This window comes from Kitasatospora sp. NBC_01302 (assembly GCF_035976515.1).
In the GTDB taxonomy this organism is placed as follows: Bacteria; Actinomycetota; Actinomycetes; order Streptomycetales; family Streptomycetaceae; genus Kitasatospora.
In genome coordinates this window covers 6,489,243-6,515,513 of the sequence record NZ_CP108404.1, presented here as the reverse complement: position 1 = coordinate 6,515,513, position 26,271 = coordinate 6,489,243, and the positions used below count along the sequence as shown (strand labels likewise).

The 26,271-nt window shown below is 74.0% G+C and carries 27 protein-coding genes; 11 read left to right on the top strand and 16 right to left on the bottom strand.

Going from position 1 to position 26,271, the window contains the following annotated elements; genetic code table 11:
* Positions 1-33: 33 nt before the first annotated feature.
* The 4 genes from OG294_RS28600 to OG294_RS28585 are packed head-to-tail and all read left to right on the top strand — an operon-like array spanning position 34 to position 3,803.
* On the top strand, positions 34-978 hold the full coding sequence (locus OG294_RS28600; RefSeq protein ID WP_327069421.1) for an ABC transporter ATP-binding protein: 945 nt from the start codon (positions 34-36) through the stop codon (positions 976-978).
* Positions 975-1,820 (top strand): ABC transporter permease, encoded by an 846-nt coding sequence (locus tag OG294_RS28595; protein WP_327069420.1) that lies wholly within the window; start codon positions 975-977, stop codon positions 1,818-1,820. Before OG294_RS28600 ends, OG294_RS28595 begins: the two co-directional genes overlap by 4 nt.
* Before the next feature lie 25 nt (positions 1,821-1,845).
* The gene (locus tag OG294_RS28590) at positions 1,846-3,138 is read left to right on the top strand and encodes a sensor histidine kinase (protein ID WP_327069419.1); all 1,293 of its coding nucleotides are present in this window, start codon (positions 1,846-1,848) and stop codon (positions 3,136-3,138) included.
* Positions 3,135-3,803 (top strand): response regulator transcription factor, encoded by a 669-nt coding sequence (locus OG294_RS28585; RefSeq protein ID WP_327069418.1) that lies wholly within the window; start codon positions 3,135-3,137, stop codon positions 3,801-3,803. The genes OG294_RS28590 and OG294_RS28585 overlap by 4 nt, the downstream gene beginning before the upstream one ends.
* A 12-nt stretch (positions 3,804-3,815) precedes the next feature.
* On the opposite strand, the gene OG294_RS28580 is transcribed toward OG294_RS28585, so the two are convergent.
* The 3 genes from OG294_RS28580 to OG294_RS28570 all read right to left on the bottom strand — a co-directional run bounded on the left by OG294_RS28580 (position 3,816) and on the right by OG294_RS28570 (position 6,096).
* Positions 3,816-4,394, bottom strand: a complete 579-nt coding sequence (locus tag OG294_RS28580; RefSeq protein WP_327069417.1) for a Uma2 family endonuclease — start codon at positions 4,392-4,394, stop codon at positions 3,816-3,818.
* A 94-nt stretch (positions 4,395-4,488) separates the two neighbouring features.
* Positions 4,489-5,400, bottom strand: a complete 912-nt coding sequence (locus OG294_RS28575) for an undecaprenyl-diphosphate phosphatase (protein ID WP_327069416.1) — start codon at positions 5,398-5,400, stop codon at positions 4,489-4,491.
* Between the two features lie 153 nt (positions 5,401-5,553).
* Positions 5,554-6,096, bottom strand: coding sequence for a DoxX family protein (locus tag OG294_RS28570; protein ID WP_327069415.1), 543 nt, complete (start codon positions 6,094-6,096; stop codon positions 5,554-5,556).
* Between the two features lie 116 nt (positions 6,097-6,212).
* Here OG294_RS28570 and OG294_RS28565 point away from each other — a divergent pair, with 116 nt between their 5' ends.
* A complete protein-coding gene (locus OG294_RS28565) occupies positions 6,213-6,527 on the top strand; it encodes a barstar family protein (protein WP_327069414.1) in 315 nt (104 codons plus the stop codon).
* A 51-nt stretch (positions 6,528-6,578) separates the two neighbouring features.
* A complete protein-coding gene (locus OG294_RS28560; protein WP_327069413.1) occupies positions 6,579-7,220 on the top strand; it encodes a MarC family protein in 642 nt (213 codons plus the stop codon).
* A gap of 52 nt (positions 7,221-7,272) precedes the next feature.
* On the opposite strand, the gene OG294_RS28555 is transcribed toward OG294_RS28560, so the two are convergent.
* Entirely contained in the window at positions 7,273-7,707 is a 435-nt protein-coding gene (locus OG294_RS28555) for an Lrp/AsnC family transcriptional regulator (RefSeq protein ID WP_327069412.1), read from the bottom strand.
* 148 nt (positions 7,708-7,855) lie between these two features.
* On the opposite strand from OG294_RS28555, the gene OG294_RS28550 reads away from it, so the two are divergent.
* Together OG294_RS28550 and kynU are read left to right on the top strand one after the other, a co-directional pair.
* The gene (locus tag OG294_RS28550; protein ID WP_327069411.1) at positions 7,856-8,707 is read left to right on the top strand and encodes a tryptophan 2,3-dioxygenase; all 852 of its coding nucleotides are present in this window, start codon (positions 7,856-7,858) and stop codon (positions 8,705-8,707) included.
* Positions 8,704-9,954 carry a kynureninase gene (kynU, locus tag OG294_RS28545; protein WP_327069410.1) on the top strand — a complete coding sequence of 417 codons (1,251 nt, stop codon included), beginning with the start codon at positions 8,704-8,706 and terminating at the stop codon, positions 9,952-9,954. The genes OG294_RS28550 and kynU overlap by 4 nt, the downstream gene beginning before the upstream one ends.
* A gap of 145 nt (positions 9,955-10,099) precedes the next feature.
* On the opposite strand, the gene OG294_RS28540 is transcribed toward kynU, so the two are convergent.
* Positions 10,100-11,665, bottom strand: coding sequence for a choice-of-anchor A family protein (locus OG294_RS28540; RefSeq protein WP_327069409.1), 1,566 nt, complete (start codon positions 11,663-11,665; stop codon positions 10,100-10,102).
* Between the two features lie 273 nt (positions 11,666-11,938).
* Between OG294_RS28540 and OG294_RS28535 the strand changes: the two genes are divergently transcribed.
* Positions 11,939-12,439 carry a hypothetical protein gene (locus OG294_RS28535; protein WP_327069408.1) on the top strand — a complete coding sequence of 167 codons (501 nt, stop codon included), beginning with the start codon at positions 11,939-11,941 and terminating at the stop codon, positions 12,437-12,439.
* A gap of 4 nt (positions 12,440-12,443) precedes the next feature.
* On the opposite strand, the gene OG294_RS28530 is transcribed toward OG294_RS28535, so the two are convergent.
* Positions 12,444-13,514: an Lrp/AsnC family transcriptional regulator gene (locus OG294_RS28530; RefSeq protein ID WP_327069407.1), complete on the bottom strand. Its 1,071-nt coding sequence runs from the start codon at positions 13,512-13,514 to the stop codon at positions 12,444-12,446.
* Between the two features lie 104 nt (positions 13,515-13,618).
* Here OG294_RS28530 and OG294_RS28525 point away from each other — a divergent pair, with 104 nt between their 5' ends.
* Positions 13,619-14,431, top strand: coding sequence for an inositol monophosphatase family protein (locus OG294_RS28525; protein ID WP_327069406.1), 813 nt, complete (start codon positions 13,619-13,621; stop codon positions 14,429-14,431).
* A gap of 117 nt (positions 14,432-14,548) precedes the next feature.
* On the top strand, positions 14,549-15,187 hold the full coding sequence (locus OG294_RS28520) for a histidine phosphatase family protein (protein ID WP_327069405.1): 639 nt from the start codon (positions 14,549-14,551) through the stop codon (positions 15,185-15,187).
* Here the strand turns inward: OG294_RS28520 and OG294_RS28515 are convergent.
* The 10 genes from OG294_RS28515 to OG294_RS28470 form a co-directional block, all read right to left on the bottom strand.
* The gene (locus tag OG294_RS28515; protein ID WP_327069404.1) at positions 15,184-15,840 is read right to left on the bottom strand and encodes a uridine kinase; all 657 of its coding nucleotides are present in this window, start codon (positions 15,838-15,840) and stop codon (positions 15,184-15,186) included. The genes OG294_RS28520 and OG294_RS28515 overlap by 4 nt on opposite strands.
* Before the next feature lie 16 nt (positions 15,841-15,856).
* Positions 15,857-16,816, bottom strand: coding sequence for a zinc-binding dehydrogenase (locus OG294_RS28510; protein WP_327069403.1), 960 nt, complete (start codon positions 16,814-16,816; stop codon positions 15,857-15,859).
* 64 nt (positions 16,817-16,880) lie between these two features.
* Positions 16,881-17,741, bottom strand: coding sequence for a GNAT family N-acetyltransferase (locus tag OG294_RS28505; RefSeq protein ID WP_442789237.1), 861 nt, complete (start codon positions 17,739-17,741; stop codon positions 16,881-16,883).
* Between the two features lie 20 nt (positions 17,742-17,761).
* Positions 17,762-18,325: a DUF4291 domain-containing protein gene (locus OG294_RS28500; protein ID WP_327069401.1), complete on the bottom strand. Its 564-nt coding sequence runs from the start codon at positions 18,323-18,325 to the stop codon at positions 17,762-17,764.
* Positions 18,326-18,441: 116 nt separating this feature from the next.
* On the bottom strand, positions 18,442-20,448 hold the full coding sequence (locus OG294_RS28495; protein WP_327069400.1) for an Ig domain-containing protein: 2,007 nt from the start codon (positions 20,446-20,448) through the stop codon (positions 18,442-18,444).
* Positions 20,449-20,651: 203 nt separating this feature from the next.
* Positions 20,652-22,097, bottom strand: coding sequence for a DUF2079 domain-containing protein (locus OG294_RS28490; protein ID WP_327069399.1), 1,446 nt, complete (start codon positions 22,095-22,097; stop codon positions 20,652-20,654).
* A gap of 89 nt (positions 22,098-22,186) precedes the next feature.
* Positions 22,187-22,732 (bottom strand): DUF3515 family protein, encoded by a 546-nt coding sequence (locus tag OG294_RS28485; RefSeq protein ID WP_327069398.1) that lies wholly within the window; start codon positions 22,730-22,732, stop codon positions 22,187-22,189.
* A gap of 32 nt (positions 22,733-22,764) precedes the next feature.
* Entirely contained in the window at positions 22,765-23,649 is an 885-nt protein-coding gene (locus OG294_RS28480; RefSeq protein ID WP_327069397.1) for an SGNH/GDSL hydrolase family protein, read from the bottom strand.
* Positions 23,646-24,818, bottom strand: a complete 1,173-nt coding sequence (locus OG294_RS28475; protein WP_327069396.1) for a glycosyltransferase — start codon at positions 24,816-24,818, stop codon at positions 23,646-23,648. The genes OG294_RS28480 and OG294_RS28475 overlap by 4 nt, the downstream gene beginning before the upstream one ends.
* A complete protein-coding gene (locus tag OG294_RS28470; protein WP_327069395.1) occupies positions 24,815-26,062 on the bottom strand; it encodes a glycosyltransferase family 4 protein in 1,248 nt (415 codons plus the stop codon). The genes OG294_RS28475 and OG294_RS28470 overlap by 4 nt, the downstream gene beginning before the upstream one ends.
* Between the last annotated feature and the right edge of the window lie 209 nt (positions 26,063-26,271).

Sequence of the window (26,271 nt, the reverse complement as noted above, 5' to 3'; positions counted from 1 at the left end):
GTCGCCCGTCCCCCCTCGTTTGAGGACCAGAAAATGATCGAAGCCGTCGGCCTCACCAAGCGCTACGGCCCCAAAACCGCCGTCCAGGACCTGAGTTTCAGCGTCCGCCCCGGCATCGTGACCGGCTTCCTCGGCCCCAACGGCGCCGGCAAGTCCACCACCATGCGGATGCTGCTCGGCCTGGACAACCCGAGCGCCGGCCACGCCACCATCAACGGCCGCCGCTACGCCGACCACCCGGCCCCGCTGCGCGAGGTCGGCGCGATGCTGGAGGCGCGCGCCATCCACACCGGCCGCTCCGCCTTCAACCACCTGCTCGCGCTGGCCGCCACGCACGGCATCGCGCGCTCGCGGGTGGAGGAGGTGATCGACCTGGTCGGGCTGCGCCAGGTCGCCCGCAAGCGGGCCGGCGGCTTCTCGCTCGGCATGGGCCAGCGCCTGGGCATCGCCTCCGCGCTGCTCGGCGATCCCGCCACGCTGATCCTCGACGAGCCGGTCAACGGCCTCGACCCCGAGGGCATCCTGTGGATCCGCAACCTGCTCAAGTCCCTTGCCGCCGAAGGCCGCACCGTGCTGGTCTCGTCGCACCTGATGAGCGAGATGGCACTCACCGCCGAGCACCTGATCGTGATCGGCCGCGGACAGCTGATCGCCGACACCTCGGTGGCCGACTTCACCGAGCGCGCCTCGCGCGGCGGCGTGCTGGTGCGCACCCCCGACTCGGTGCGGCTCGGCGAGCTGCTGCGCGAGCTGCCCGGCGTCACCGTCACCGCGGGTGACGACGCCCAGCTGCTGACCGTGGACGGCACCGACAGCGAGCGGGTCGGCCGGCTGGCCGCGGAGCACGCCCTGACGCTCTTCGAGCTGACGCCGCAGAAGGCCTCGCTGGAGGAGGCCTTCATGGAAATGACCAAGGACGCCGTCGAGTACGACGCCGTGGTCGCACCCCGCACGCTGGTCGAGGAGCACGCCGCATGAGCACCGCCACCGCCACCCCCGCCGCCCCCGCGGCGGCCCCGGCCCGGACCGTGACCGGCAGCCCGGTCACGCTGGCCCGGGTGGTCCACTCCGAGTGGATCAAGTTCCGCACCCTGCGGTCGACCTACTTCACGCTGCTCGCCGCGGTGGTCTTCATGGTCGGCTTCGGCCTGCTCGCCTGCTACGGCGCGATCGACCACCTGAACCACCCGGACGTCCGCGACCACGGCTTCTCGATCAACGCCGCCGACCGCAGCCTGCGCGGCTACCTGGCCGCCCAGCTCGCCGTCGGCGTGCTCGGCGTGCTGGTGGTCAGCGGCGAGTACAGCACCGGCATGATCCGCGCCTCGCTCTCCGCCGTACCGCGCCGGCTGCCGGTGCTCTGGGCGAAGGCGGCCGTCTTCGGTGCGGTGACCTTCGTGGTGACCCTCATCACCGCATTCGTCGCCTTCTTCGGCGGCCAGGCGGTGCTCTCCAGCCACAACGTGCAGACCACGCTGTCGGCCGCCGGCGTGACCCGCACGGTGATCGGCACCGCGCTCTACCTCACCGCGATCGGCATCTTCGCGGTCGCCATCGGCACGCTGATCCGCAACACCGCCGGTGGCATCGCCGCGATCTTCGGCATGCTGCTGGTGCTGCCCACCCTGGTCGAGGTGCTGCCCGCGAACTGGAGCGCCCACATCTCGCCCTACCTGCCCGGCGCGGCCGGCCAGGCGGTGGCCACCCTCAACCCGGACCCGGGCACGCTCGCCCCGTGGACCGGCTACGGGGTGCTCTGGATCTACGTCGTGGCCGCGCTGATCGGCGCCGCCGCGGTGCTCAAGCGGCGTGATGCCTGACCTGCTCCGGGTGCACAATGGCGCGATGAGTGCGATCGACCAGCTCCCGGCAGCCCTCGGGCGGCGCTTTCCCAGCGCCGCCCGGGGGCTGGCCACGATGCGGGGCTGGCTGCTGGAGGAGCGCTACCCGTTCGCCGTCGACCTCGCGTTCGCCCTGGTGGTGCTCGCCCTGTCCAGCGCGGCGCACGGCCGGGACCTGTCCCGGCACCCGCTGGTCTGGCTCCCGCAGCTCGCGCTGATCCTGCCGCTGGCGTTCCGCCGCCGGGCCCCGCTGGCCGTCTTCGGCGTGATCGCGGGCGTCTCCTTCGTCCAGTGGCTGACCTACCAGGCGATGCCCGCCAACATCGCGGTGCTGCTCGCGCTCTACACCGTCGCGGGCCACTGCGCGCGCCGCAACGTCCTGCTGTCGTACCTGGTCGCCGAACTCGGTGTCGCGCTGGTCGTCTCCGGCATCCGCCACGCGGGCGAACTGGCCGACCCGCTGCACACCATGTTCAAGGCCGCCTTCGCGCTCTCCGGCGCCACCACCGCCGCCGCCGTGCTCGGCCTCAACGTCCGGGCCCGCCGTGCCCAGCTGCGCGCGCTGCGCGAGCGGGCCCGCGAGCTGGAACGCCAGCGCGACCAGCAGGCCGCCCTGGCGGTGGCCGAGGAGCGCTCGCGGATCGCCCGCGAGATGCACGACATCGTCACGCACAACCTCTCGGTGATGGTGGCACTGGCCGACGGCGCGGTCTACGCCAACCCGACCGCCCCCGAGAAGGCCACCGCCGCGATGCGCCAGTCGGCCGAGACCGGGCGCCAGGCGATCACCGACATGCGCCGCTTCCTGGGCGTGCTGCGCGCCGACGAGCCCGACGCGCTGCGCCACCCGCAGCCGGGCCTGGGCCAGCTCGCCGCGCTGGTCTCCCAGGTGCGCGCCGCCGGCCTGCCCACCGAGCTGCGGGTGACCGGCGATCGTGCCGCCGTCTCCCCCGGCGCCCAGCTGACCGTCTACCGGCTGGTCCAGGAGTCGCTCACCAACACGCTCAAGCACGCCGCCTCCGGCGCCCGCGCCGAGGTCACCGTGGAGTGCACGGCGCAGGCCCTGCGGGTGGAGGTCCGCGACGACGGGCGCGCGCTGCACCCGGCGGCGCCCGGCGGCTTCGGCGCGGGTGGCGCCGACGAACGCTCCCGCGAGTCCGGGCACGGCCTGGCCGGCATGCGCGAACGGGTCGCCGCCTATGGTGGTGGCCTCACCGCGGGCCCGCTGCCGCACGGCGGCTGGCAGGTGGCCGCCACCCTCGACCTCGGCCCGGACCCCCAGGAGGCACCCCGATGACCATCCGCGTCCTGCTGGTGGACGACCAGCCGCTGCTGCGGGTCGCCTTCACCCTGGTGCTGGACTCACAGCCCGACCTGGCGGTGGCCGGCGAGGCGGAGGACGGCGCCCAGGCGGTGCGCCTGGTGCTGGAGCACCGCCCCGACGTGGTGCTGATGGACGTCCGGATGCCCGGCATGGACGGCATCGAGGCCACCCGGCGGATCGTCGAGGAGTCCCCCGACACCAAGGTGCTCATCATGACCACCTTCGACCTGGACGAGTACGCCTTCGCCGCGCTGCGCGCCGGTGCCTCCGGCTTCATGCTGAAGAACGCCCAGCCGGCCGAACTGCTCAGCGCGATCCGCAGCGTGGCCGCCGGCGACGCGGTGGTGGCCCCCCGGATCACCCGGCGTCTGCTGGACACCTTCGCCTCCCAGCTGCCCGCCGACGGCGGCTCGCCGGTCCGCGCGGAGAGCGCCGTCGAGACGCTGACCGCCCGCGAGCGCAGCGTGCTGGAGCAGGTCGCCCGCGGCCTGTCGAACGCCGAGGTGGCGGCCGAGCTCTACCTCGCCGAAGCCACCGTGAAGACCCACGTGAGCCGGATCCTGCTCAAGCTCGGCCTGCGCGACCGGGTCCAGGCCGTCGTCTTCGCCTACGAGAACCGCCTGGTGCTGCCGACCTGAGGCGGGGGCTGATCAGAGGCGGTCGATGGCGGTGAGGTCGATCGCGATGGGGTAGGGGAAGTCGGTCTTCAGCTCGTCGTGGTAAATACCGGTCAGACCATAGGACTTGGTGGCCGGGTCCCGTTCGTAGACGTAGACGACGGGGCGGCCCTTGTCACCCTTCTCGACCCGCCAGAAGTGCGGGATGCCCGCCTCGGCGTACTTACGGGGCTTGACCTCGCGGTCCCGGATGACGGAGTCGGGCGAGACGACCTCCACGGCGAGCACGACGTCGGCGACCTGGTACCCCGTCTCGTCACGCTCGGCGGTGACCGCCGAGGCCCGCACGACGGACAGGTCGGGCTCGGGCCGGTCGCGCATGCCCAACGTGATGGCCATCTCGCGCACCACCCGGACATCGTCCGGCGCGGTGGCACGCAGTCCCACTTCGAACAGGAACATCGCCACCGAGTGGAAGTACTTCTGCGGACTCACGAAAATCAGGCTCCCGTCGAGCAACTCCGTGTGCGGCGGGAGGTCGGGCAGGCGATCGAGGTCATCGGCGGTGAACCCGTCCACCGGCGGAATCAGCCAGTCGGGTACGGCAGTCATGGTTCCTCCCATGGGCGCGATCCTCGCCTACGAGGCCAGCGTATCCGGAGGCTTTCCAGGCCGGATCACTCTTCCGTGCGAGTCCCCAGGGAAGTCACATGCTCAGGTACACCGCGCTGCCGATGCCGGCGAGCATGCAGTAGACGGCGAACGGGGTCAGGCTGCGGTCCTCGAAGTACTTGGTGAGGAACTTCACCGACACGTAGCCCGCCACGAACGCGCAGAGCGAGCCGACCAGCAGCGGGCCGCGGATGCCGGCGTTCTCGGGCTTGAGCAGCTCGGGCATCTTGAGGACGGCGGCGGCGCCGATCACCGGGGTGGCGAGCAGGAAGGAGAAGCGGGCGGCGTCCTCGTGGTTGAGGCCGCGCAGGATGCCGGTGCTCATCGTGACGCCGGAGCGGCTGATGCCCGGCAGCAAGGCGAGGATCTGGGCGGCGCCGATCCAGGTGCCCTGGCGGAAGCTGAGCCTGGCCAGCCGGCGGTCCGACTCGATCGCGGGGTCGGCGCCCGGCGTGTGCGCGACCTGGGCCCCGGCCCGGCGACGCCCGCCGCCGCCGCGGCGCAGCCGGTCGGCGCCCAGCAGCACGAAGCCGTTCAGCGCCAGGAAGACCGCCGCGACCACCGGCTTGCCGAGCGCGTCGCGCAGCGCCTTCTCGGCGACCAGGCCCACCAGGCCGACCGGGATGGTGCCGACGATCAGCAGCCAGGCCAGCCGCTGCTCGGAGGTCGCTATTCGGCGCTCGCGGATGGAGCTGAACAGACCCCGCACCACCCGGACCCAGTCCTTGCGGAAGAAGAGCACCAGCGCCAGCGCCGTCGCCAGGTGCAGGCCGACCAGCACCGACAGGTAGGGCGAGGAGGCCGCCGTGACGTTCAGGTCCTTCTGGACGCTGCCGCCGATCAGTGCGGGTATCAGGATGCTGTGCCCGAGGCTGGAGACCGGGAAGAGCTCGGTGACGCCTTGCAGCAGGCCGACGCCGATCGACTCCGGGTAGGTCAGGGACATCGCACACCTTCTGCACTGGTACGGGTCGTGGGAGGGCGACAGCGTACCCAGGCGTGCTGACACGGGCTCGGGCCCCTCCCCGGCAGAACGTACTACGGATCTGTAGACGTCAGCCGGGGCGAGGCCCGAATTCACCTGCTGCTCATCTGCTCGCTACTCGGGCTCACTCTCCATCGCCTTGGCAGCCGCCTCCCGGATGCCGCGCTCGCGCTTGCAGACCACCGAGAAGGCGCCCGCCGCCGAGGCCACGAAGGCCAGCGCACCCAGCCACGGACGGTTCAGCCGGTGGCCGGTCAGCTGGTCGAGCGAGTAGCAGCCGGGCCCGGCGATGCCCAGGGCCAGGCCGCAGACGCCGAGCAGCGCCGGGTACTCGTAGCCGCCCTTGGTGGCGAAGAAGCCGTGCGGGAAGTGCACCACGCTGGCGCCGGCCATGGTGCCCGCCACGATCGGCCCGGCCACCGGGGTGGCCAGCCCGGCGATCAGCAGCGCCCCGCCGCCGGCCTCGCCGAGACCGGCGGCCAGCGCGCTCTGCCCGCCCGGCTTGAACCCCATCGCCTCCATGCCGCTGGCGGTGCCCTCCAGGCCGCCGCCACCGAACCAGCCGAAGAGCTTCTGGCCGCCGTGGGCGAAGAGCACCCCGCCGACGGCGGCGCGCAGGGTGAGCAGCCCCAGATCTGTGCGGTTGACGCAGCCCATAGTGTCCTCATCTCCTCTGCCCCCGTGCGCCTCCCATCCCAGCCGACCCCCGGCGCCTCCTCGACCGGAGCAGGCCATCCGGGGGACCCTGGAGGCCTGACGAGGGAGGCCCGCCGATGACGGCGCAGCGCGAGGTCCGGCAGCCCGGGTCCCAGCGGCCCGAGTTCCAGCTGGACGGCACCGGGGCCGGTACCCGGGCCGGCCTGTACGCGGCGCTGGGCAGCGCGGTGAACGGTCCGGGCGGCTACTACGGCCGCAACCTGGACGCGCTGGCCGACTGCCTGCGCGGCGGCTTCGGCCCGCAGCCGCCGTTCACCCTGGTCTGGCACGACTGGACGGTGGCCGAGCACTCGCCCCAGCTGCCGGACGGCTACGCCCGCGCGGTGGTCGACCTGCTGCGTGAGACGGGAGTCACGGTGCGGCTGCGCTGACCCCCGGTGCGGCAGCGTCCCGGCGCGCCCGTGCTCGACGATGCTGTGGGGATGTCGGTTCTCAACCTGAGCAGTGCGTTCATCACCTTCTTCGCCGTGGTCGGCCCGCCCAAGGTGCTGCTGGCCTACGCCCAGCTGAGCCGCACCCGCACCCTTGCGGAGGTGCGCCGGCTGCTCGCGGTCAGCTCGCTGCTGGCCCTGCTGGTCGGCGTGGTGATGGCGTTCAGCGCGGATGCGATCACCAACTTCTTCCACGTCAGCGACGAGTCGCTGCAGCTGGCCGGCGGGGTGATCTTCTTCCTCTACGCGGTCGGCCTGGTGCTCGGCGTGCACTTCGGCGGCGCGAGCGAGGACGAGGAGGACGGGCTGTCCAACCCGCTGGCCGAAGGGGTGCGCGAACTGCTGCTGCCGTACGTGGCGAGCCCGCTGGCGATGACGGCCGTGCTGGTGGAGTCACTGACCAAGGAGGAATGGGGCTGGCGGTTCACGGTGGCCGGCGCGTACACCGCGGTGGTGGCGATCAACACCGTGTGCGTGCTGGTGCTGGCTCCGCTGCTGCGGCGCACCCACCAGACCTCGCTGGAGGTGCTCTCCCGGCTGCTCGGGCTGCTGCTGGCGGCGGTGGGCGTGGAGCTGTTCCTGAACGGCCTGCAGGGGCTGGGCGTGCCGTTCCACAGCGCCGGCGGGCACTGACGCCACCGCACCGGCGGGCGCCGACCCCACTACGCCGGCGGGCGCCGACCGTTCACGGAACGACCACCGGGCGCCAGGGCACCGGGGTGGAGAGGATCATCGAGGTCGCCGGCTGCCCGTAGGTGCCCAGCCGGTCGATCAGCTCCTCGAACCGGGCCATCTCCGGCACCGCCACCAGCAGCACGCAGCAGGCCCCGCCGGTGACCCGGTAGAGCTGGAGCACCTCCGGCCAGGTCGCCACCGCCGGATCGCGCAGCACGCAGCGCGGGCCGTAGCACTGCACCTGCACCAGCGCGGTGATCGGCAGCCCGGCCCGGGTCAGGTCCACGTGCGCGTGGTACCCGCCGATCACCCCGTCCGCCTCCAGCCGGCGCACCCGCTCGGCGACGGCCGGCGCCGAGAGGCTGACCCGGCGGGACAGTTCGTTGTACGAGAGCCGCGCATCGGCCTGCAGCTCGGCGAGCAGGCGGCGGTCGAGGGCGTCCAAGGCCCCTCCTTTCCGAGCGACAGGCCGAACCGGAAAAGACCTTGCAAACGCAAGGTCAGCGGCCCGATCGGGTCCCCGTCACCCATTCAAGAGCGCGCGGGGCCGCCGCACAATAGGGGGCAACCAGCCACCAAGGGGGAACGAGATCATGGCCCCGTCCACCGTCCAGACACCCAACCTGGCTTTCGACCCCACGCGTGAGGGGGCGGTCGCGGACCTGCGGACCAGCGGCGCCACCCCCTACGAGAGGTACGCCCGGCTCGACGTCCTGCACACCCTGCAGCAGCCGCGCAGCACGGTCGACGCCGAACTCTCCTTCATCATCACCACCCAGGTGATGGAGCTCCTCTTCGACCTGCTCAAGCACGAGTGGACGCTCACCCAGCAGGCACTGCGGGCCGACGACCTGCCCGGCGCGGTGGCCGCGCTGCGCCGCGGCGCCCACGTCCAGGACGTGCTGAACAGTTCCTGGGACCTGCTGGCCACGCTCACCCCGGTGGAGTTCAGCGCGTTCCGGCCGGTGCTCGGCGAGGCCTCCGGCTTCCAGTCCTCGGCCTACCTGCGGCTGGAGTTCACGCTCGGCAACAAGTCCGAGCGGCTGCTGGAGATGTACCAGGGCTCCCCCGAGGTGCACCGGGAGCTGTCCGAGGCACTGACCGGGCCGAGCCTGTACGACGACGTGCTCGCCCTGCTCGCCCGCCGCGGGCTGACCGGCGAGCCGACGGTGAGCAGCGAGCGCTACCGCGCCGACGAGGCGGTCCAGGCCGCCTGGCACACCGTCTACACCGACCCCGGCCAGGCGGAACTCGTCGTCCTGGCCGAGGCACTGCTCGACACGGCCGAACGCGTCTCCCGGTGGCGGCAGCGCCACTACGCTTCGGTGAAGCGGTCGATGGGCGCCAAGCCCGGTACCGGCGGCTCCAGCGGCCTGAGCTGGCTCAAGGCCGCCGCCGATCAGGACGTCTTCCCCGAACTGTGGAACGTACGAGGAGAGTTGTGAGCAGCAGCCCGGTGCAGATCCCCACCTCCCGTGAACAGTGCCTGGCCCTGGACGCCGACGATCCGCTCGCGCTGTTCCGCGCGGAGTACACCCTGCCGTCCAACGGCATCTACCTGGACGGCAATTCACTCGGCGTGCTGCCGGCCCGCACCCCCGAGATCGTCCGCCGGACGGTCGAGGAGGAGTGGGGTCAGGACCTCATCACCAGCTGGAACAAGCACGGCTGGACCGAACTGCCGTTCACCCTGGGCGACCGGATCGCCCGACTGGTCGGGGCCAGGCCGGGCGAGGTGGTGGTCTGCGACAGCGTCTCGGTCAACCTCTTCAAGGTCCTGACGGCCGCGCTGCGGATGCGGCCCGGGCGGCACGCGGTGCTCGGCGAGCGCGAGTCCTTCCCCACCGACCTGTACATCGCCGAGGGGGTCACCGGCCTCTTCGAGGGCGCGCGCAGCGTGCTGCTGCCCTCGCTCGACTCCGCCGACGACCTGGACGCCCACCTGGACGAGGGGGTGGCCGCCGTGGTCCTCTCCCAGGTCGACTACCGCACCGGGCGACTGCTCGACATGGGCGAGATCACCGCCAAGGTGCACCGGGCCGGCGCGCTGATGATCTGGGACCTGTGCCACTCGGCGGGCGCGCTGCCGATCGACCTGACGGCCCACCAGGTCGACTTCGCCGTCGGCTGCACCTACAAGTACCTGAACGCCGGCCCGTGCGCGCCCAGCTTCCTGTACGCCGCACCGCGCCACCACGCCGGCGCCGAGCAGCCGTTGACCGGATGGTTCGGGCACGCCGCGCCGTTCGCCTTCGAGCCCGGCTACCGGCCGGCCGAGGGGATCGGGCGGTTCCTCACCAGCTTCCCGCCGCTGCTGGCGCTGGCCGGGCTGCGGGCCACCCTGGAGATCTGGGAGAAGGTCGACCTCGCGCAGCTGCGGACCAAGAGCCTCGCGCTGACCGGGCTGTTCATCGACCGGTGCGCGGACCTGGAGGTGGTGACGCCCGGTTCGCCCGAGCTTCGCGGCAGCCAGGTGGCGATCCGGCACCCGGACGGGTTCCCGGTGGTGCAGGCGCTGATCGAGCGCGGGGTGATCGGCGACTTCCGGGCGCCGGACCTGATGCGCTTCGGCTTCACGCCGCTGTACCTGTCGTACACCGAGGTCTGGGACGCGGCGCAGGCGCTGCACGAGGTGCTGGCGAGCGGGGAGTGGCGCGAGGAGCGGTTCGGCAGGCGGGGTGCGGTGACGTGAGCCGCTGAGCCCTGGGTGCCGACCTGAGCTGAACGAGGCCACCCGGCCACCCTGATGAGGGTGGCCGGGCGGCCTCGGTGTTGCGGCTGTCGGGGGCGGCCTTGGGGGTTCGGCCCGTCCAGCAGTTCTCTACCTCGTGGTCGGCTCAGCTGTGGCGGCCTCGACGACGGCGGTTGCCGAAGAGCAGTGCGCCTGCACCGGCCGCCAGCAGCGATCCGGCCAGGCCGAGCAGCGGGACGGTAGCGGTCTCGCCGGTGGTCGGCAGCTGACCGGTGTGGCTCGGCGCGGGGTGCGGGCCCTGGCCGTGGTCATGGTCGTGGTCGTGACCGTGGCCGTGGGACGGGGTGCAGGTGGGGGTCGGCGTCGACGTCGCGGTGGGAGTCGGCGTAGGCGTCGGGGTCGCGGTGGGAGTCGGCGTAGGCGTCGGGGTCGGGGTCGGGGTCGGCGTGGGAGTCGGCGTGGGAGTCGGCGTCGGGGTCGGCGTCGGCGTGGGAGTCGGCGTCGGGGTCGGTGTGGGAGTCGGCGTGGGAGTCGGCGTGGGAGTCGGCGTCGGGGTCGGCGTCGGCGTGGGAGTCGGCGTCGGCGTCGGGGTCGGCGTGGGAGTCGGCGTGGGAGTCGGCGTGGGAGTCGGCGTGGGAGTCGGCGTCGGCGTCGGCGTCGGCGTCGGCGTCGAGCAGTCCGGGAGGTCGCCGTTGAACGGGTAGGCGTGGATCTCGTAGCCGCCCGTGCCGGTCTGGATCAGGCTGCCGGCCAGGTAGACCCGCCCGTTCATGCCGGGCTGGGCGAGCGTCATCGTCCCGTTCGGGTTGCCCGCCAGGACCGAGCCCTGGAACTGCGCGCCGCCCTTGATCTCCGCGGTGTCCTGGGTCGGGAAGTTCCACAGCAGCGTGGGCCCGAGGGTGGTCAGCTGGTCGCCCGGCAGCCCCGTCCCCGTATTGGTGTTGATCAGCGCATTGGGCTCCAGCATGTTGACAATCACGGTCGCGCCGGCCGGGATGTTCTTGAAGTTCAGGTCGATCGCCCGGGCCGCCGTGCCCAGGTCCTGGGTCACGTTGAAGACCTGGCGGGCGCTGGTGCCGTCGCCCGTGAAGGTGGCGTCGAAGCTGGTGACCGCCACCGTGCCGGTCGCGGCCGCCGCAGCCGCGCACGCGGAGATGGACTCGATGTCGGTGCGCAGCGGGGCGTAGGTGCTCGCCACCGTGGAGTCCTGGATCTGCTGCCCGTTCGGGACCAGGTTGATCGTCCCGGTGCTCAGCGCGCCGTAGCGCAGGTTGCCCCAGACGGTGGTCTTGGAGTCCGAGCCGCCGATCTCCACCGAGTTGCCCGGCAGCACGGTGACGTTGCCGCCGACCGAGACGAAGTCCGAACCGGTGGGCGGCGGGACCCGCGAACCGACGCCGACCACGCCCATGTTGAACAGGCCCCCGCCGTCGGTCTTCTCCACCGTGAGGTTGCCGAGCGTCACCACCCGGCCCTCGACCTCGGCCGCCCGCCCTGTGACGGTGTAGTCGCCGCCGGTGAAGACGTTGATGTTGGAGTCGCGGCCGGCGAAGTCGCCGTTGCTGACCGGCGGGAAGGGCACCGGGCAGTCCGGCCCGGCGCAGGGCCCCAGCGGCGTCGGGAACGGCACCGCGGACGCGCCGGGCAGTGCGATCACCGCACCTGTCACCGTGGTCGCCACCAGGAGCGCGGCTTTGGTCACGTGTCTCATGCGTCTACCTCCCTGGCCCCGGCGTCTGGGGTGTGCCGGGCTCGGCTGACCAGGGCGGACGCGGACCATCCAAGGCAAACGGTGGGCAAAGGCGGGGTAGGCGGCACCGCCCCAGAGTGATCATCATCCGAATCCCACTCGGACGGCGTAGTTTTGGGCCGGGGTCAAGCCGCCGAACGGGCGAGTGTTAGCGTGCCGGGCGGGGCTGCCGCACTCCAGCGCCCCCGGGCCCCCGCCCGCCACCTCGGACAAGCGCGAAGGCTGTCGATCCCCATGGCCAAGTTTCTGTTGAGCCTGCACGTGCTGGCTGCGATCATCGCGATCGGCCCGGTGACGGTGGCGGCGAGCATGTTCCCCCGCAAGGCGCAGGCCGCGCTGGCCGCCGCCGGGAACCCGGAGGCCGCCGCGGGCGAGTTGGCCGAGAACACCGCCTCGGTGCGCCTGCTCTACCGGATCACCCAGGTCTACGCGCTCCTCGGGATCGCCGTGCCGGTACTCGGCATCGGGACCGCCCAGGTCATGGGCGTGATGGGCAGCGCCTGGCTGATCGCCTCGCTGGCCATCACCGTCGTCGCCGCGCTGGTCCTGCTGGTGCTGGTGCTGCCCCGGCAGGAGGCCGTGGTCTCCGCGCTCGCCGGCCGGCCGGACGCCGACCCGGTGGGCGCGGCCGCGGGGCTCAAGCTGCTCACCATGAGCACCGGGATCTTCGCGCTTCTCTGGGCCGTGGTGACGGTCCTCATGGTGCTCCGCCCGGGCTCCACCACCCACGCCTGACGCCTCATCGGCTGTCCGGTGCACCGGGCCGGACGGCCCCCGGCCTGGTGATCCGCACTCCGGCGCGCTTCACCGCACGCGCCACGATCGCGGTCTCCACCCGGTCGGCACCCAGGGGGCCGAGCACCTCGGTGGTGAAGCGGTAGAGCGCCCCGTGGTCGGGGCAGAAGACGGCGGCCATCAGATTGTGCGGCCCGCTGGTCGCCACCACGCCGTGCACCTGCGGGTGCGCGGCGAGCACCCGGCCCGCCTCGGCCAGCCGCCCGGGCGGTACCGAGAGCCAGAGGTTGGCGTCCACCGTCATGCCGAGCAGGCGCGGGTCGACGGTCGCGTGGGTGCGCAGCAGGCCCGCCGCCGCCAGTCGGCGCAGCCGACGGCGCACGGTGGACTCCGGGGCGTCCAGGGCCTGGGCCAGCCCGGCCGCCGAGCGGCGCGCATCCTCGGCCAACTCCCCCAGCAGCGCCCGGTCCAGCTGGTCCAATTCCGGCGGCGCGGCCGGCGCGGCGGTCGACGGTGCGGGCTCGGCGGGGGTCGGGTCGGCGGCGGTCGGCGCGGTGGGGGTCAGCGCGGTGGGGGTCAGCGCGGCGACCTCCTCCGGGGTCAGCAGCCCGGCCTGCCAGCGGGCGGCGTCCGCGAACAGGTGCAGCACCGCGTGGACCGTGGTCTCGACCACCGCGTCGGTGGCCGGCAGCTGGCGGTAGAGCAACTGGTCACGTCCGGCCCGGTCGGTGACCACGACCGCGCTGATCTCCTGACCGCCGAGCATCAGGTCGACGAACGGCACGTCCGACCTCGCCACCAGCGCGTCCGCCACCGCGGCCACCCGCCCGCTCAGCACCCGTACCCGCAGCAGCAGCGCGCCCACCGCCTCGTCCGCGGCCCGTGGCAGCAGCACCACCCGCAGCACTCCGGTCTCGCGCAGCCGGGCCAGCCGCCGGGTCACGGTGCGCACCGAGACGCCGAGCACCTCGGCCAGCAGGCCCGGCTCGGCCCGGCCGTCCACCTGCAGGGCGCAGACCAGGCGGCGGTCCAGCGGGTCGAGCAGGGTGGCCGGATCCGTCGTTTCGGTGCGCATGGTTGTCCGATCTCCGGCGCCAGGGCGGGTTGCGACGTCGCGATCTGCCGCGGTGACGGTACTCCTTGGGCCGACGAGAACACCACCCGAGAGGAGCCGGACCGATGGAGCAGCTGATCACCGAGATCGAGCAGGCCGCGCAGGTCGAGCAGGTCGTGCGCGAGGTCGGCCATCTGCTGGCCGAGCGGCAGAGCGCCGAACCGATCGCGGCGCGCACCCGCGCCGAGGCGCTGGCCGCGTTCGGCGCGCTGGACCGGCCGGCCACCGGCCTGCTGCGCGAGCGGCTGGGCGCCCTGCGGCCGCAAGCCGGCTGGCTGACGGACGAGTTGGCGACCGCACTACCGGCCGACGGCGAGTGGTGGAGCTGCGACGCCACCGATGGCGCCGTGCAGTACCTGCTGGGCCTGCCGCACTGGGCGGTCACCGCGACGCTGCTGCGCGAGGGCCGGGCCGTGCTCGCGGTGGTCCACGCACCGCGGCTGGGCGCCACCTACACCGCCGTCCGCGGTGCCGGGGCCCGGCTGAACGGACGTCGGATCAGGCCGTCCGAGCGGGAGTTGGCCGTTGCCGTGGTCGCCACCAGCCACCCGCCGACGATCACCGAGGAGCCGGACGCGCTGCGCCGGGTCGGCGCGACCACCTCCGCGGTGATCGGGGCCGGGGTGCTCGCGGTGCGCAACCTCGGGCCGACCGCGCTGCAGGTGGCCCAGGTCGGCTCCGGCCACCTGGACGCGTTCTGGGAGTGCGGACTGGATGCGCCCAACCTGCTGGGCGGGGCGCTGATCGCGGCCGAGGCCGGGGCCAGGGTCACCGACCACGCGGGCCGGCCCTGGCAGCCGTCCACCTCGACCGGCTTCCTGGCCGCGCCGGTCGGGCAGCACGAGGCGCTGGTTCGGGTGCTCGGCGCCGTGGCGTGACGTGAGGGGCGCGAACGGCGCGAACGGCGCGGCGGAGTGAACGGCGGCGCGGCGGAACCGCGGTGACCGGCGGCACGTCCCTGCTGGGCAAACCTGCAGCCCGTCGGAGGAGCCCGCATGACCACCAGCGCCACCCGCTGTCTCTACCTCGCCCGGCACGGCGAGGCGCTGCCGGGGCAGCCGGGGCAGGACGGGGCAGGCCTCTCCGAGAACGGGCGGCGGCAGGCGGTACTCCTCGGGCGCCGGCTGCGGGACGTGCCGCTGGCCGTGGTGCACCACGGTCCGCTGCCGCGGGCGGCGCAGACCGCGCGACTGGTCGGCGAGCAGCTGGGCGCCGTCCCGCTGCGGCTGGACGAGGCGGCCGGCGACTACCTGCCCTGCATACCAGGAAGAGCCGAACTACCTCAGGAGAGCGGCGACTTCCTGCTCGACTTCCTCGGCGAGGTGCCGGCCGCCGAGCGCGAGCGGGGCGCGGCCCTGGCGGCAGAGGCGACAGCCCGCTTCACCGGTCCGGTGGCGGGCGAGGCGGACCGGCACGAACTGGTGGTCACCCACGCCTTCCTGATCGCCTGGCTGGTCCGGCACGCGCTGCACGCACCCGACTGGCGCTGGCTCGGCCACAACAGCGCCAACGCCGCGCTCACCGTGATCCGCTACGCGCCCGACCGCCCGGCCGCCGTGATGACCCTCAACGACCAGCGCCACCTGCCCACCGAGCTGCGCTGGACCGGCTTCCCCCCGGAGTGGCACATCTAGGGAGTGTCCGGGGGCTGGTTCCAGGCCGGACGCTCGGGGTCGTCCGCCCGGACCAGGACGTCGGCCGCCTCGTCCGGGTGGACCTCCTCCTGGTAGCGGGCGAAGGCCGGCAGGGTCCACTGCTCCGGCTCCGGGGTGCGGCGGCGCAGTGCGGCCTGCGACATCCGCAGATGCACCGTCAGGTCGGCCGGGAACCAGCGCCCGAGCAGCAGCGGGCCGTCCAGCACCAGCACGGCGCCCGGGGGCAGTTCGACGTACGGGCTGCGGGTGGAGCGGTCGGTGTCCGGGTCGCGCAGGTCGGGCAGCACCCGCCCGCTGCCGCCCGGGTCCAGTGGCGTGAACACCTCCCGGAAGAGCGCGTTGTCGTCGAGCCAGAGGTCGAAGTAGGCGTCGGCGTCCTGGTGTCCGTACTCCAGGCGGATCGAGGCCGGGCGCAGGAAGGAGCGCGAGCGCACCCGCTGCACGGCCCGGCCGCGCAGCCGCAGCTCCTCGGCCAGGTCGGCGGCCAGCCGCTCGGGCCGGGCCGCCGGGGCGCCGTCGATCAGCACCCGGGGCCAGGCACCGCCGTCCGCCGGGGTCAGCCGCTCGACGCGGTCGGCCAGTTCGGCGGCGAGCCGCGGCCAGCTGATCGGGTGCAGTCGGACGGCGCTCATCGGTGCGTACTCCTGGTCAACTCGCGGTCTCCAGCAGGGTCTTGCCGAGCGTGGCGCGGGACTCGATGGCCGCGTGCGCGTCGGCCGCCCGCTCCAGCGGGAAGCGCTGGCCGATCACCGGGTGCAGCCGGCCCGCGGCGGCCTCGGCGAGCGCGTGCTCGGTGCAGGCCCGCAGCTGCTCCGGGCTGCGGTCGGCGCTGACCAGCCGTACCTCGCGGGTGGCGGCCTGCGCGTCGGTGATCCCGGCCCACTCGCCGCTGGCCAGGCCGTAGCTGTCCATCCGGCCACCGGGCGCGAGCAGTCCGAAGGCGGCCCGACCGACGGCACCGCCGACACCGTCGAACACAACGTCGACCGGGCCGACTTCCTGCTCCACGCGCACGGCCCAGTCGGCCTCGCGGTAGTCGAAGGCGAAGTCCGCGCCGAGCTCACGGGCCAGCGCCAGCTTGCCCGCACCACCCGCGACGGCGACCACCTGCGCCCCGGCCGCCTTGGCCAGCTGCACCAGCAGGCTGCCGACCCCGCCGCCGGCCGCCTCCACCAGCACCCGGTCCCCGGCCGCCACCTCGGCCGCCCGCAGCTGCATCACCGCGGTCCGCCCGTCGGCGAGCAGCGCGACCGCGTCGTCCAGCGCGACACCGTCCGGCACCGCGAACACCCCGTCGGCCGGCACCGCCACCCGCTCGGCGTATCCGCCCGACCCTCCGGTCCCCGTCACCACCCGCCGCCCGAGCAGCCGCGGATCGGCCCCCGCACCCAGCTCCCCGACCGTGCCGCCCACCCCGTTTCCCGGGATCAGCGGCGGCTCGGCCCGGAACGGCCCGGCCCCGGTCGCCCGGAACTGCGTCTCGACGAAGGTGATGTTCGCGTAGGCGACGTCGACCACCACCTCCCCGGCCTCCGGCACGGGGTCGGGCGCCTCCCCCGCGACGAGGACGGACGGGTCGCCGAACTGCTTCAGCCAGACGGCACGCATGGGTGTGACTCCTTGATCGCTTTGACGGCCGATCAGCATCCTCGCTCATCAAGTGAGCTTGAGGTCAAGCGGCGGCCGGCTCCGCGATCAGGGCGGTTCCCACCGTGCGGAAGCCGAGGCGGGCGTAGATGCGGCCGACGTCCTCGGTGTCCGCCGAGAGGAAGACGGTCCGTACCCCGGCCGCGCGGGCGTCCGCGACCAGGGCGGCGGTGACGGCGAGGGCCAGGCCCCGGCGGCGGGCGGTGGGCAGGGTGCCGAGGCCGGCGATCTCGGCCACCTCGCCGACCGCGAGGCACTGGCCCGCGCACAGGGCCGAGCCGTCGCGGAGGGCGGCGGCCACCGTGGTCAGGCCGGCCCGGATGCGGTCGGCCGTCCGGGGGACGTCGGCGGCGCGCTCGCGGATGGCGGCGGCGAGTTCGGCGGGGCCCGCCGTGCCGACGCGGGTGCCGGGCTCGGCGAAGGCCAGGTGGGGGACGGCGAGGGCGCCCGGCAGGGCCGGGTCCTCGGGCCCGACGATCCGCACCGAGGCGTCGTCCGGCGCGGCGACGGCCGGGGTCGGTGCATCCGGGGCGAGCACCATCAGCGGGTGCTCGTGCACGGTGAGGCCGGCCCGCTCGGCGGCCGGGCGCAGGGTGGGCGAGGTCTCGGCCACCCATTCGAAGGCCTCGGGGAGGCCCAACTCCCGCTGGCGGGCGCGGACCCGGCGCACGTCGGCCTCGGTCACCGGTGCGGTGCCGGGCCGCGCGGGCCGCGCGTAGTACGGCCAGCCGGCGCCCTCGCGGACGAAGAGGGTCAGCGGTCCGAAGTCCTCGGTGCGCGCGGCGGCGCGCGGCACGGCGTCGTAGTAGCGTTCCAGGCGGGCCAGCAGGTCGTCATCGGTGGAGGTCACCGGCGGATCCAAGCACTGAAGTGCCGGCAGCGCCATTGGATTTGCCCCGGACTCCGTCAGCCCATCCCCAACTGCCGGGCCAGCTGCGGCTCCAGTGGATACGGCCGCTCGGGCGGCAGCAGCCGGGCGGCCTGCGCGGTGCGGCCGGAGCGGACCAGCGCGGCGATCCTGCGCACGCGCGGGGTGAGGTCGGTGATGGAGACGGTCCAGTCGTCCGCCAAGGCATCGATGAGAGCGCGCCCGACGCCGACCTGGATGCTGTAGTGGTTGAGTGCGGCACCGGACAGCGAGCGCTCCGGGTCCCACTGCAGGTGCACGGCGGCCCGCGCCAGCGCGGCCGGGTGGGCCGTGGTGAGCACGGCCGAGCCCAGCGCCCGCCGCCAGCCCTCATGGGTGATCCGGACCGCCAGCACCCGCTCCTGGCCGGGCTTCCGGGCCCAGTTGCTGCGGTGCATCAGCCAGCGGAAGGAGGGCTTGAGCCAGGTCATCCGGCCGCGCGAGAAGGGCGCCACGAAGCGTCCGGCGGCCACCGCCGGATCGGCGATCGCCGGGGCGTAGGCCTGGTAGAGCACGATGCCGGTGGCGTCGTGGTCGGCACGGATCTCGCGCAGTGGGGTCACCCCGGGAGTCTGCCCCGGCGACCGGCGGACGGAAAACCGGTTTTCACCGCGGCAGGCGCCCGCGCGGACCGGAGGGCACACTCCGGCCCGCACGGGCGCCGATCATTGACGGTGCGTCAGCTTTCGTGGGCCGAGGCGTCGTCGATCAGGAAGGCGGTCGTGGGAGTGAGGCCGCTCTCGTGCGAGACGAGCTGGAGACCGATGGTGGTGCCCCAGCCGACCTGGCTGATGAAGGGGCTCAGGTCCACCGACTGCTGCTGGTAGCCGTTGGTCGGGTTCTGGCTGCTCCAGGTCCGCACCGTGCCGAGCGGCTGGCCGGTGTACTGGTCGACCGCCACCAGCGAGAGCGTGTCGGGCGCGCTGCTGGAGGTGTTGGTGGTCTCGGTGTCGAGCCAGAAGGAGAACGTGGCCGAGGAGTAACCGGGGTAGGTGTCCAGGTAGTTGGTGATCGAGTCGGCGCCGGTGTCCTGACCCAGCCAGGCGTACCAGCTGCCGGAGTGCGGCGCGTGCAGGCTGGAGGGCGTGATCACGTTGTAGCCGGAGGGGCTCCACGCGTCGGTCATCACGGTGTGGTCGACGTCCGCCGAGCCGTTCTCGAAGCCCGCGTCGGTGAGCTGCTCGATGCCGCCGCAGCCCGGCTGCCCGGCACTGGTGACGGACTCCCAGAACCCGGTGCTCGCCGTCTTCCCCGAGGTGTCGGTCGCGTTGACGGTGACCCGCTGGTAGCCGTTGGTGGCGGCGGCGGTGCCGGAGATGACGCCGGTCGCGGCGTTGATGCTCAGGCCCCCGGGCAGACCGGTGGCGCTGTAGCCGACCGCCGAACCCGCGCTGTCCACCGCGACGGCGGGGATCGAGACGGGGGTGTTCGGCGCGTCGATCCGGTCGCACATGGTGCTGAGCACCACGGGCGGGTTGGTGTAGACCGGGTCCGAGGCCATGCACAGGTGGTCGGTGTTGGACCAGAGCGTCTGCAGCGGGAACGAACCGGTGGACAGGTTCTCGAAGAAGAGGCCGCCGTTGGAACCCTTGGGGATCCAGGCGCACTTGTCGGCGATCTCCTGGCCGGTGCCGTCCGTCCAACCGCCCGGGGTGTCCGGGTCGGTGACCGTCTCGGCGTACTCGTGGCCGCCGATGATGCCGTAGCCGTCGAGCCTGCCGCGCGCGGTGTTCTCGCCGAACCAGTTGGTGCCGCAGCCCGCGACGTCGGTCAGGTAGGGCATGTTGGTGTACGCCAGCTGACCGTAGGACGAGCGCTGGAAGTCGTGCCAGGCGCAGTAGCCCAGCTCGTGCCACTTGTCCGGGTCGGTGCCCTGCGGCGAGTCGATGACGTACTGCACGTTGCGGTTCTGCGCCTCGGTGGTGTTGCCGAAGTGCTGGGCGGCCGCGAGGGCTTCGGCCCCGAGCTGCGGCTCGGTGGCGGCCTGCGGGGCGGCCGTGCCGTTGTCCACCCAGACGCCGGCGAGCACGCTGCCCGCCTGCGGGTAGGGGATGTGCGCCGCGCTGGAGGGGCACTGCACACTGCCGGTCGCGATGCCCTCGCAGTACTGGGTCAGCACCGCGCTCCAGCCGTCGCCGGCGCTGCCGAGGCCCTTGAAGAAGTCCTGCTGGTAGGGGACGGCCTGGTCCTTGTCGCTGGACATCACCACGTCGCCACTGGAGTTGGTGGACGGGGTGCCCCACTGCGAGCCCCACACCACCAGGTAGACCTTGGGCGGCCCGATCACCACGCCGGCGGAGTCCTGGCCGCCCTTGTAGGTGACCTGCTGGTCGTACTCGTTGGCGACGTTGCCGTCGCCGTCGTCCCCGGTGCCCGGGTCGGCGCCGTCGGCGAGGTTCGGCGTGACCTTGCCGCCGCTCTTGCCGACGGAGTTCGCGGCGAGCTGCGCGGCGGAGGCCGGGTGGGCGGCGCCGATCCGGCCGGGTGCCGCGCGGTGCGGGCCGGCCGGGGCGGCGACGCTCTTCGGGGTGCCGGGCTTGGCCGGCGCGGCCACGGCGCCGGGGTGGCCGGGGTCGGCGGCGGCCGTCAGCGGGCTGGCCAGCCCGGCGGCGGCCAGGGCTGCGGCCACGGCGAGCAGCGCCGTCCGCCGGCCGCGGTGGAGCAGGCCCGATCTGTCTGTGATCACGGGGTCAGCGTCCGTTTCTGGTGGCGTGGAGGACCCGCCCGCGGCCTGCGGGCGGGGGGTGGTCCAGAACGCATGATGCAATGTGCAATACGATATTTTACTGATCGGGGCAGCACAAGACCCAACGCAACCACTCAGAAGTGATACGCGCTTATGGTGCTTTCTGTTTGATATGCGAACGACCCGACGGTCCGGCGGACCCGTCAGCCGGCGCTGCGCTTGAGCAGCGTGATCCCGTCCTGGGCGTCCGCCACCGTGTATCCCGCCTGCTCGGCGTCGCTCACCACGCGGTTCCACCCGGCCGGGCAGTTGGAGGTGTCGGCGGTGGGGTCCTTCGGGTCGACCACCAGCCACTGCACCGGCTGGGGCGGCTTGTGGTACGGGCAGGCCATGCTCACCGTGGTCCGGCTGGTCAGCTGGGCGGCGAGCTGGTTGGTCGCGGCCACCGTCGCGCCGTCGGGGACCTCGGCGGCCAGGCGCAGCGCGGCCCGTTCGTGCGGCGTGGTGCGCCAGGTGGCCGGACTGACCACCTCGGAGAGCGGGAAGGAGGGCAGGGTCGCCACCGTCACCGCCAGGCCGGCCGCCAGCACCAGGCGCAGCCGCAGCCCGGAGAAGTACGCGGGGCGGCGCGCCAGCACGTCGATCATCGCGCCGAACGCGATCGGCACCAGGATGCCGTTGTAGTGGTAGGACTGGCCCCAGTAGGCGGGGTTGTGCGAGATGAAGCGCCAGCCGAGAGTGGGCAGCGCGATCGCGGCCAACGGGGAGCGCAGCGCCAGGAACGCGGTGGGCGCCAGCAGCATCAGCACGGTGTCCAGCCGGGTCGGCGGCCACCAGTGGTTGCCCGGGATGTGCGGGGCGGCGCTGGGCTCCAACTGCTGAAGGTAGTCGTTGGCCCCCAGCGGGCTGGCCATCGGGATCAGCACGAACATCTCCACCGCGGTGGCGACCAACCCCACCACGACGAGCGTGATGCCGAGCTTGCGCGGGCCGCGCCAGGCGATGTAGCAGCCGAACATCGCCACGGTCAGCCCGAGGTCCTCCTTGACCAGCACCAGCGGCAGCGCCCAGAGCGCCGCCTGGCGCCAACGGCCGCGCCCGGCCGCCTCCATGGCGAAGGCCACCAGCGGGACGCCGAAGCAGATCTCGTGGAAGTCGAAGGCGACCACCCGGGCGATGCCCCAGGCGCAGCCCATCCCGAGCCCGGCGGCCAGGCCGACCCACAGGCCCCTGGTCTGCTGGGCCCACCGGGTGATCGGGATCACCGCGAGCGCGAGCAGCAGGGCCTGCGCGACCAACAGCGTGATCGGCGTCGGGAAGAGGCGGTAGAAGGGCGCGATCACGGCGATGATCGGGCTGAAGTGGTCGCCGAGCACGCTGTAGCCCGGGCCCTTGAGGGCGGCGACCGGCGCGTGCAGGTGCGCGTAGCTGCGGATCGCCTGCTCGAAGATCCCGAGGTCGTAGCCGCCGGACATGACGCGCTGCTGGCGCCGGATCGAGACGATCGCGTAGACCACGAAGAAGAGGCCCGCCAGACCGTAGGGCAGCCAGCGCGGCCCCACCCGGTCCGGGGCGGCACTCTGCGGGGAGCCGGTCCCGGTCGCCGGTATCGGCTCGGCGATCGTTTGCTGTACGGCGTGTCCCGTCACGAGACGGTCCCCCTCAGAGTCTGCCCGGCGCCCTCACCTGGGCAGTATTCAGAGCAGCCGATCCTACCATCGGAGAATTGTGCGTCGGCTCACGACCCCTGGGAGGCCTCGCCGACCCGGCCGTCGAGACCGGGGACGGTGGCGGCGATCGAGCCGGACAGGTCCACCAAGGGATCAGGGGCGTTCGGGTAGGCGCCGGCCGGCACGGCGACCTCGACGTACAGGCTGAGCTGGCTGGTGGTGAAGCGGTAGCCGCCGTGGCCGTCGTGCTCCACGAACCACTGGACGCCGTGGATCTCGGGCCCCAGGTCATGGGAGCCGTCCAGTGCGGCCGGCCTCGGCACCCCGCAGCGCAGCACCGTCCGCGGCGAGCTGTGCCAGACCGCCACGTAGGGCGAGGAACCGGCGGCCTCCCGCGGGTGGCCGAGCAGTTGGTCCGGCAGTGCGGCGGCCAGCGAGCGACAGGCGGCCGCCACCCGTGCGTCGGGGGTCGGCGCAGCGGTCGGCGGCTGCCAGCCGGGCGCGCCGCCGCTCGCGACCACCAGCGCCACCACGGCGGTCAGGACGACCGGGGGCAGAAGCCAACGCAGCGGCGCGGGAAGCCTCTTGAGCAACTGGGTCGGATTCGGCGGCATCGCACGATCGTACGCGTCCGAGTCGGCGACCCTCAGGGCGGCACCGGCAGGTCGGCCAGCGCCGCCGCGGTGGCGGCCCGGGAGCGGGCGTCCAGCGCAGGCGCGGTGCCGCGCAACCGGTGCGCGCTCTCGACGGCGGCCAGCGCGAGCAGGCCGGGGAGCAGATCGACGCTGCGCCGCGCCAGCCAGGCGGTGCCCCGGGTGGCGAGCCACCAGAGGTCGGCGGCGCGCCCCGGCGGCGGGGGTGCCTGGACGGCGGACGGCGGCGGCCCGACCCGGTGGCCGGACTCCGCTAGCAGGAGGTGGAACTGACGGGCGATCAGCAGATGGCCGGCCGGACTCGGGTGCAGCCGGTCGGCACTGAGCAGGGCCCGCTCGCGCAGCCACGGAAGCCCCGCGAGGTGGAGGTGGACCGCCCGGTAGCGGTGGGACAGCTCGTGGACGACGGCGTTGACCGCGGCCATCCGCCGCTCCAGCGGCCGGGCCAGCGCGGCGGGCAGGCCGAGCAGCAGACCCGGGTCGGGCAGGCAGGCGGTCAGCGGCACGGCGCCCCGGTCGACCAGCGCGCGCAGCGTGGTGTCCAGCGCGGCGGCGGTGCGGGCGATGTCGAAGCCCGCGCGCAGGGTGTCGTTGCCGCCGATGACCACGGCGGCGAACTGCGGCTCCAGGGCCAGTGCTGCCGGGAGTTGAGTGAGCGTCAGATCGGCGGCGAGTGCTCCGCTGGCCGCCAGGTTGTGGTGCGCGACCAGCGCCGGGTCCGACGCCAGCGCGGGGGCGAGCAGCGCGGTCCAGCCCCGCCAGCCGTCCGCGCAGGGGCTGCCCACCCCTTCGGTGAGCGAGTCGCCGAGGGCGGCGAACCGGACGGCCTGCGGACGGGCGGCGGCTCCGGCGGCCCCGGACCGGGTCGGCGCGGTCATCGCGGCCTCCCGACCAGCTCCGCCTCGCCCGCCCGGTGCGCGGCCAGGAACGCGGAGACCGCGGCGGGCCAGCCGTAGCGCTCGGCCCTGGCGCGCGCCGCCGCCCGCCGCCCGGCCGCCGGACGGGCCAGCAACTCGGCCACCGCGGCGGCGAATCCCGCACCGGTGTCGACGGCCACCGCCCCCGCGGGCCCGACGATGTCCGGCAGCGCGGAGGAGCGGCTGACGGCCACGGGGGTGCCGCAGGCCAGCGCCTCCAGGGCCGCCAGCCCGAAGGTCTCCACCGGCCCCGGGGCCAGCACCACGTCCGCCGAGGCCAGCAGCGCGGCCAGCCCGGCCCGGTCGGCCAGGTGCCCGAGGAACCGGACGGGCAGCCGGGCCCGGTCGGCGCGCTCGGCCAGCCGGGCGTGCAGCGGCCCGGTGCCGGCCACCACGAGGACGGCGTCCCGCCCGCCGCGCCGCAGTTCGGCCAGGGCCGCCAGGGCCAGGCCGGGACGCTTCTCCGGTGACAGCCGGGAGCAGAGCACCAACAGCGCCCGGCCCGGGCCGGCGTACCGGGCGCGCAGCGCGGGGTCGTGGCAGCGCGGGTGCAGCCGCGCGAGGTCGACGCCGAGCGGCGCGCGGACCAGGTTGCGGGTGCCGAGCCGGGCGAACTCCTCGGCGGCCCAGGCGGTGGTGCACACGACGGTGTCGTAGCACCGCGCGGTACGGGAGTTGAGCCGGTCGGCGAGGGCGCGGGCGGCCGGGGCCGGCAGCCCGCGGGTGCGCAGCAGGCCGGTGACGTTCTCGTGCGAGACCATCGCGGCGGGGATCCCCTGACGGCGGGCCCAACTGCCCGTCCAGCGCAGGGTGGTGCGGTCGGAGACCTCCAGGCGGTCCGGGGCCAGCGCGGTCAGGGTGCGGGCTAGCAGGCGGCGGTCGGTGAGCAGCCGGTAGCCGCCGCTGGCCGGCAGTACGGGGCCGGGCAGCGTCACCACCCGTCCCTGGTCGGTGAGTTCGTCCCGGTGCTCGGGGCCCGGCAGGACCAGCACGGGCTCGTGCCCGGCCGCCAGGTAGCCCGCGCCCAGGTGGCGCAGCGCGGTGCGCAGGCCGCCGGAGACGGGGGTGACGAAGTTCGCCACCCGGACGATCCGCAGCCCGGCGCCGCCGGTTGCTCTCGGCGCGCTCATGCCGGCTGCTCCTCGACGGGGGCGGGTGCGGGCGCGGGTGCGGGTACCGGGGCAGGCGTCAGCGCGGGCCCGGGCGTCGCGCCCGAGGCCACCTCCAGCACCTCGCCCCGGTGCTCGGCCAGCACCTCGGCGTAGTGCCGCAGCAGCAGGTCCCCCACCGCCTCCCAGGTCCGCGCGGTGACGTCCGCCCGCCCGGCCCGCCCGTAGGCGGCCCGGCGCCCGGGGTCGCCCGCCAGCTCGGCGACCGCCTCGGTCACCGCCCGCCCGTCGCGCGGTGCCACCAGCAGGCCGGTGCGACGGTGGCCGACCAGGTCGAGCGGACCGCCGGCGGCCGGGCCGATCACCGGCACGCCGCTGGCCATCGCCTCCTGGATGGTCTGGCAGAAGGTCTCCAGCGGACCGGTGTGCACGAACAGGTCCAGGCTCGCGTAGCAGCGCGCGAGCTCCTCGCCGGTGCGGCGGCCGAGGAAGACCGCACCGGGCAGCGCGGTGCGCAGGGCGGCGGCGCTCGGCCCGTCGCCGACGATCACCAGCCGCACGCCGGGCAGCGCGCAGACGCCCGCCAGCAGGTCGACCCGCTTCTCCGGCGCCAGCCGGCCCACGTAGCCGACCAGCACCTCGCCGCCGGGGGCCAGCGCACGGCGCAACGCCTGGTCGCGGTGGCGCGGGTGGAAGCGCAGCGAGTCCACGCCGCGCGGCCACAGGTGCACCCGCGGGACGCCGTGCGCCGTCAGGTCCTGGGCGGCGGGGGTGGAGGGGGCCAGGGTGCGGGCAGCGACCCGGTGCACCGTGCGGATCCGGTGCCAGGCGGTGGCGGCGCCGAGGCCGCCGCCGACCCGGTAGGCCTGGGCGTAGCCGGCCAGGTCGGTCTGGTAGACGGCGACGGCGGGCAGCCCCAGCCGGGCGGCCTCGGCCATCGCCCGGGCGCCGAGCACGAACGGGCTGGCCAGGTGGACCAGATCGGGCCGGTGGGCGGTGAGCGCCGCGGCCAGCCGGGAGCTGGGCAGCGCGAGGCGGACCTGGGGGTAGCCGGGCAACGGGACGGAGGGGATCCGCACGACCGGCAGCGGGGCGGCGTCCGGTCCGAAGGAGTGCGCCGGGCAGCTCGAACCGCGGGCCGGCGCGGGAGTGATGACCAGGGGTTGGTGGCCGCGCCGGACCAGGTGCTCGGCGGTGCGGAGCACGCTGTGGGCGACGCCGTTGACTTCGGGCGGGAAGGACTCGGTGACGAGGGCGACACGCATGCCTAGGTTGTTGCCGGGCCGAACGTGCGCTGGGCCAAAGGGATCTGTCGAACAGGCGAACTGCGGCCAGCTCTTTGCCGCTGCCGCCGGTCGCCGCTGCGCCACGGCGGGTCCGGCCCGGTCAAGCCGAGCCTGCGCGGCCAGGGCTCAGGTTTGCCTCCGCCATGTCAAACAATCATGACAATTCGGTGCGGCACGGCTAGGCAACC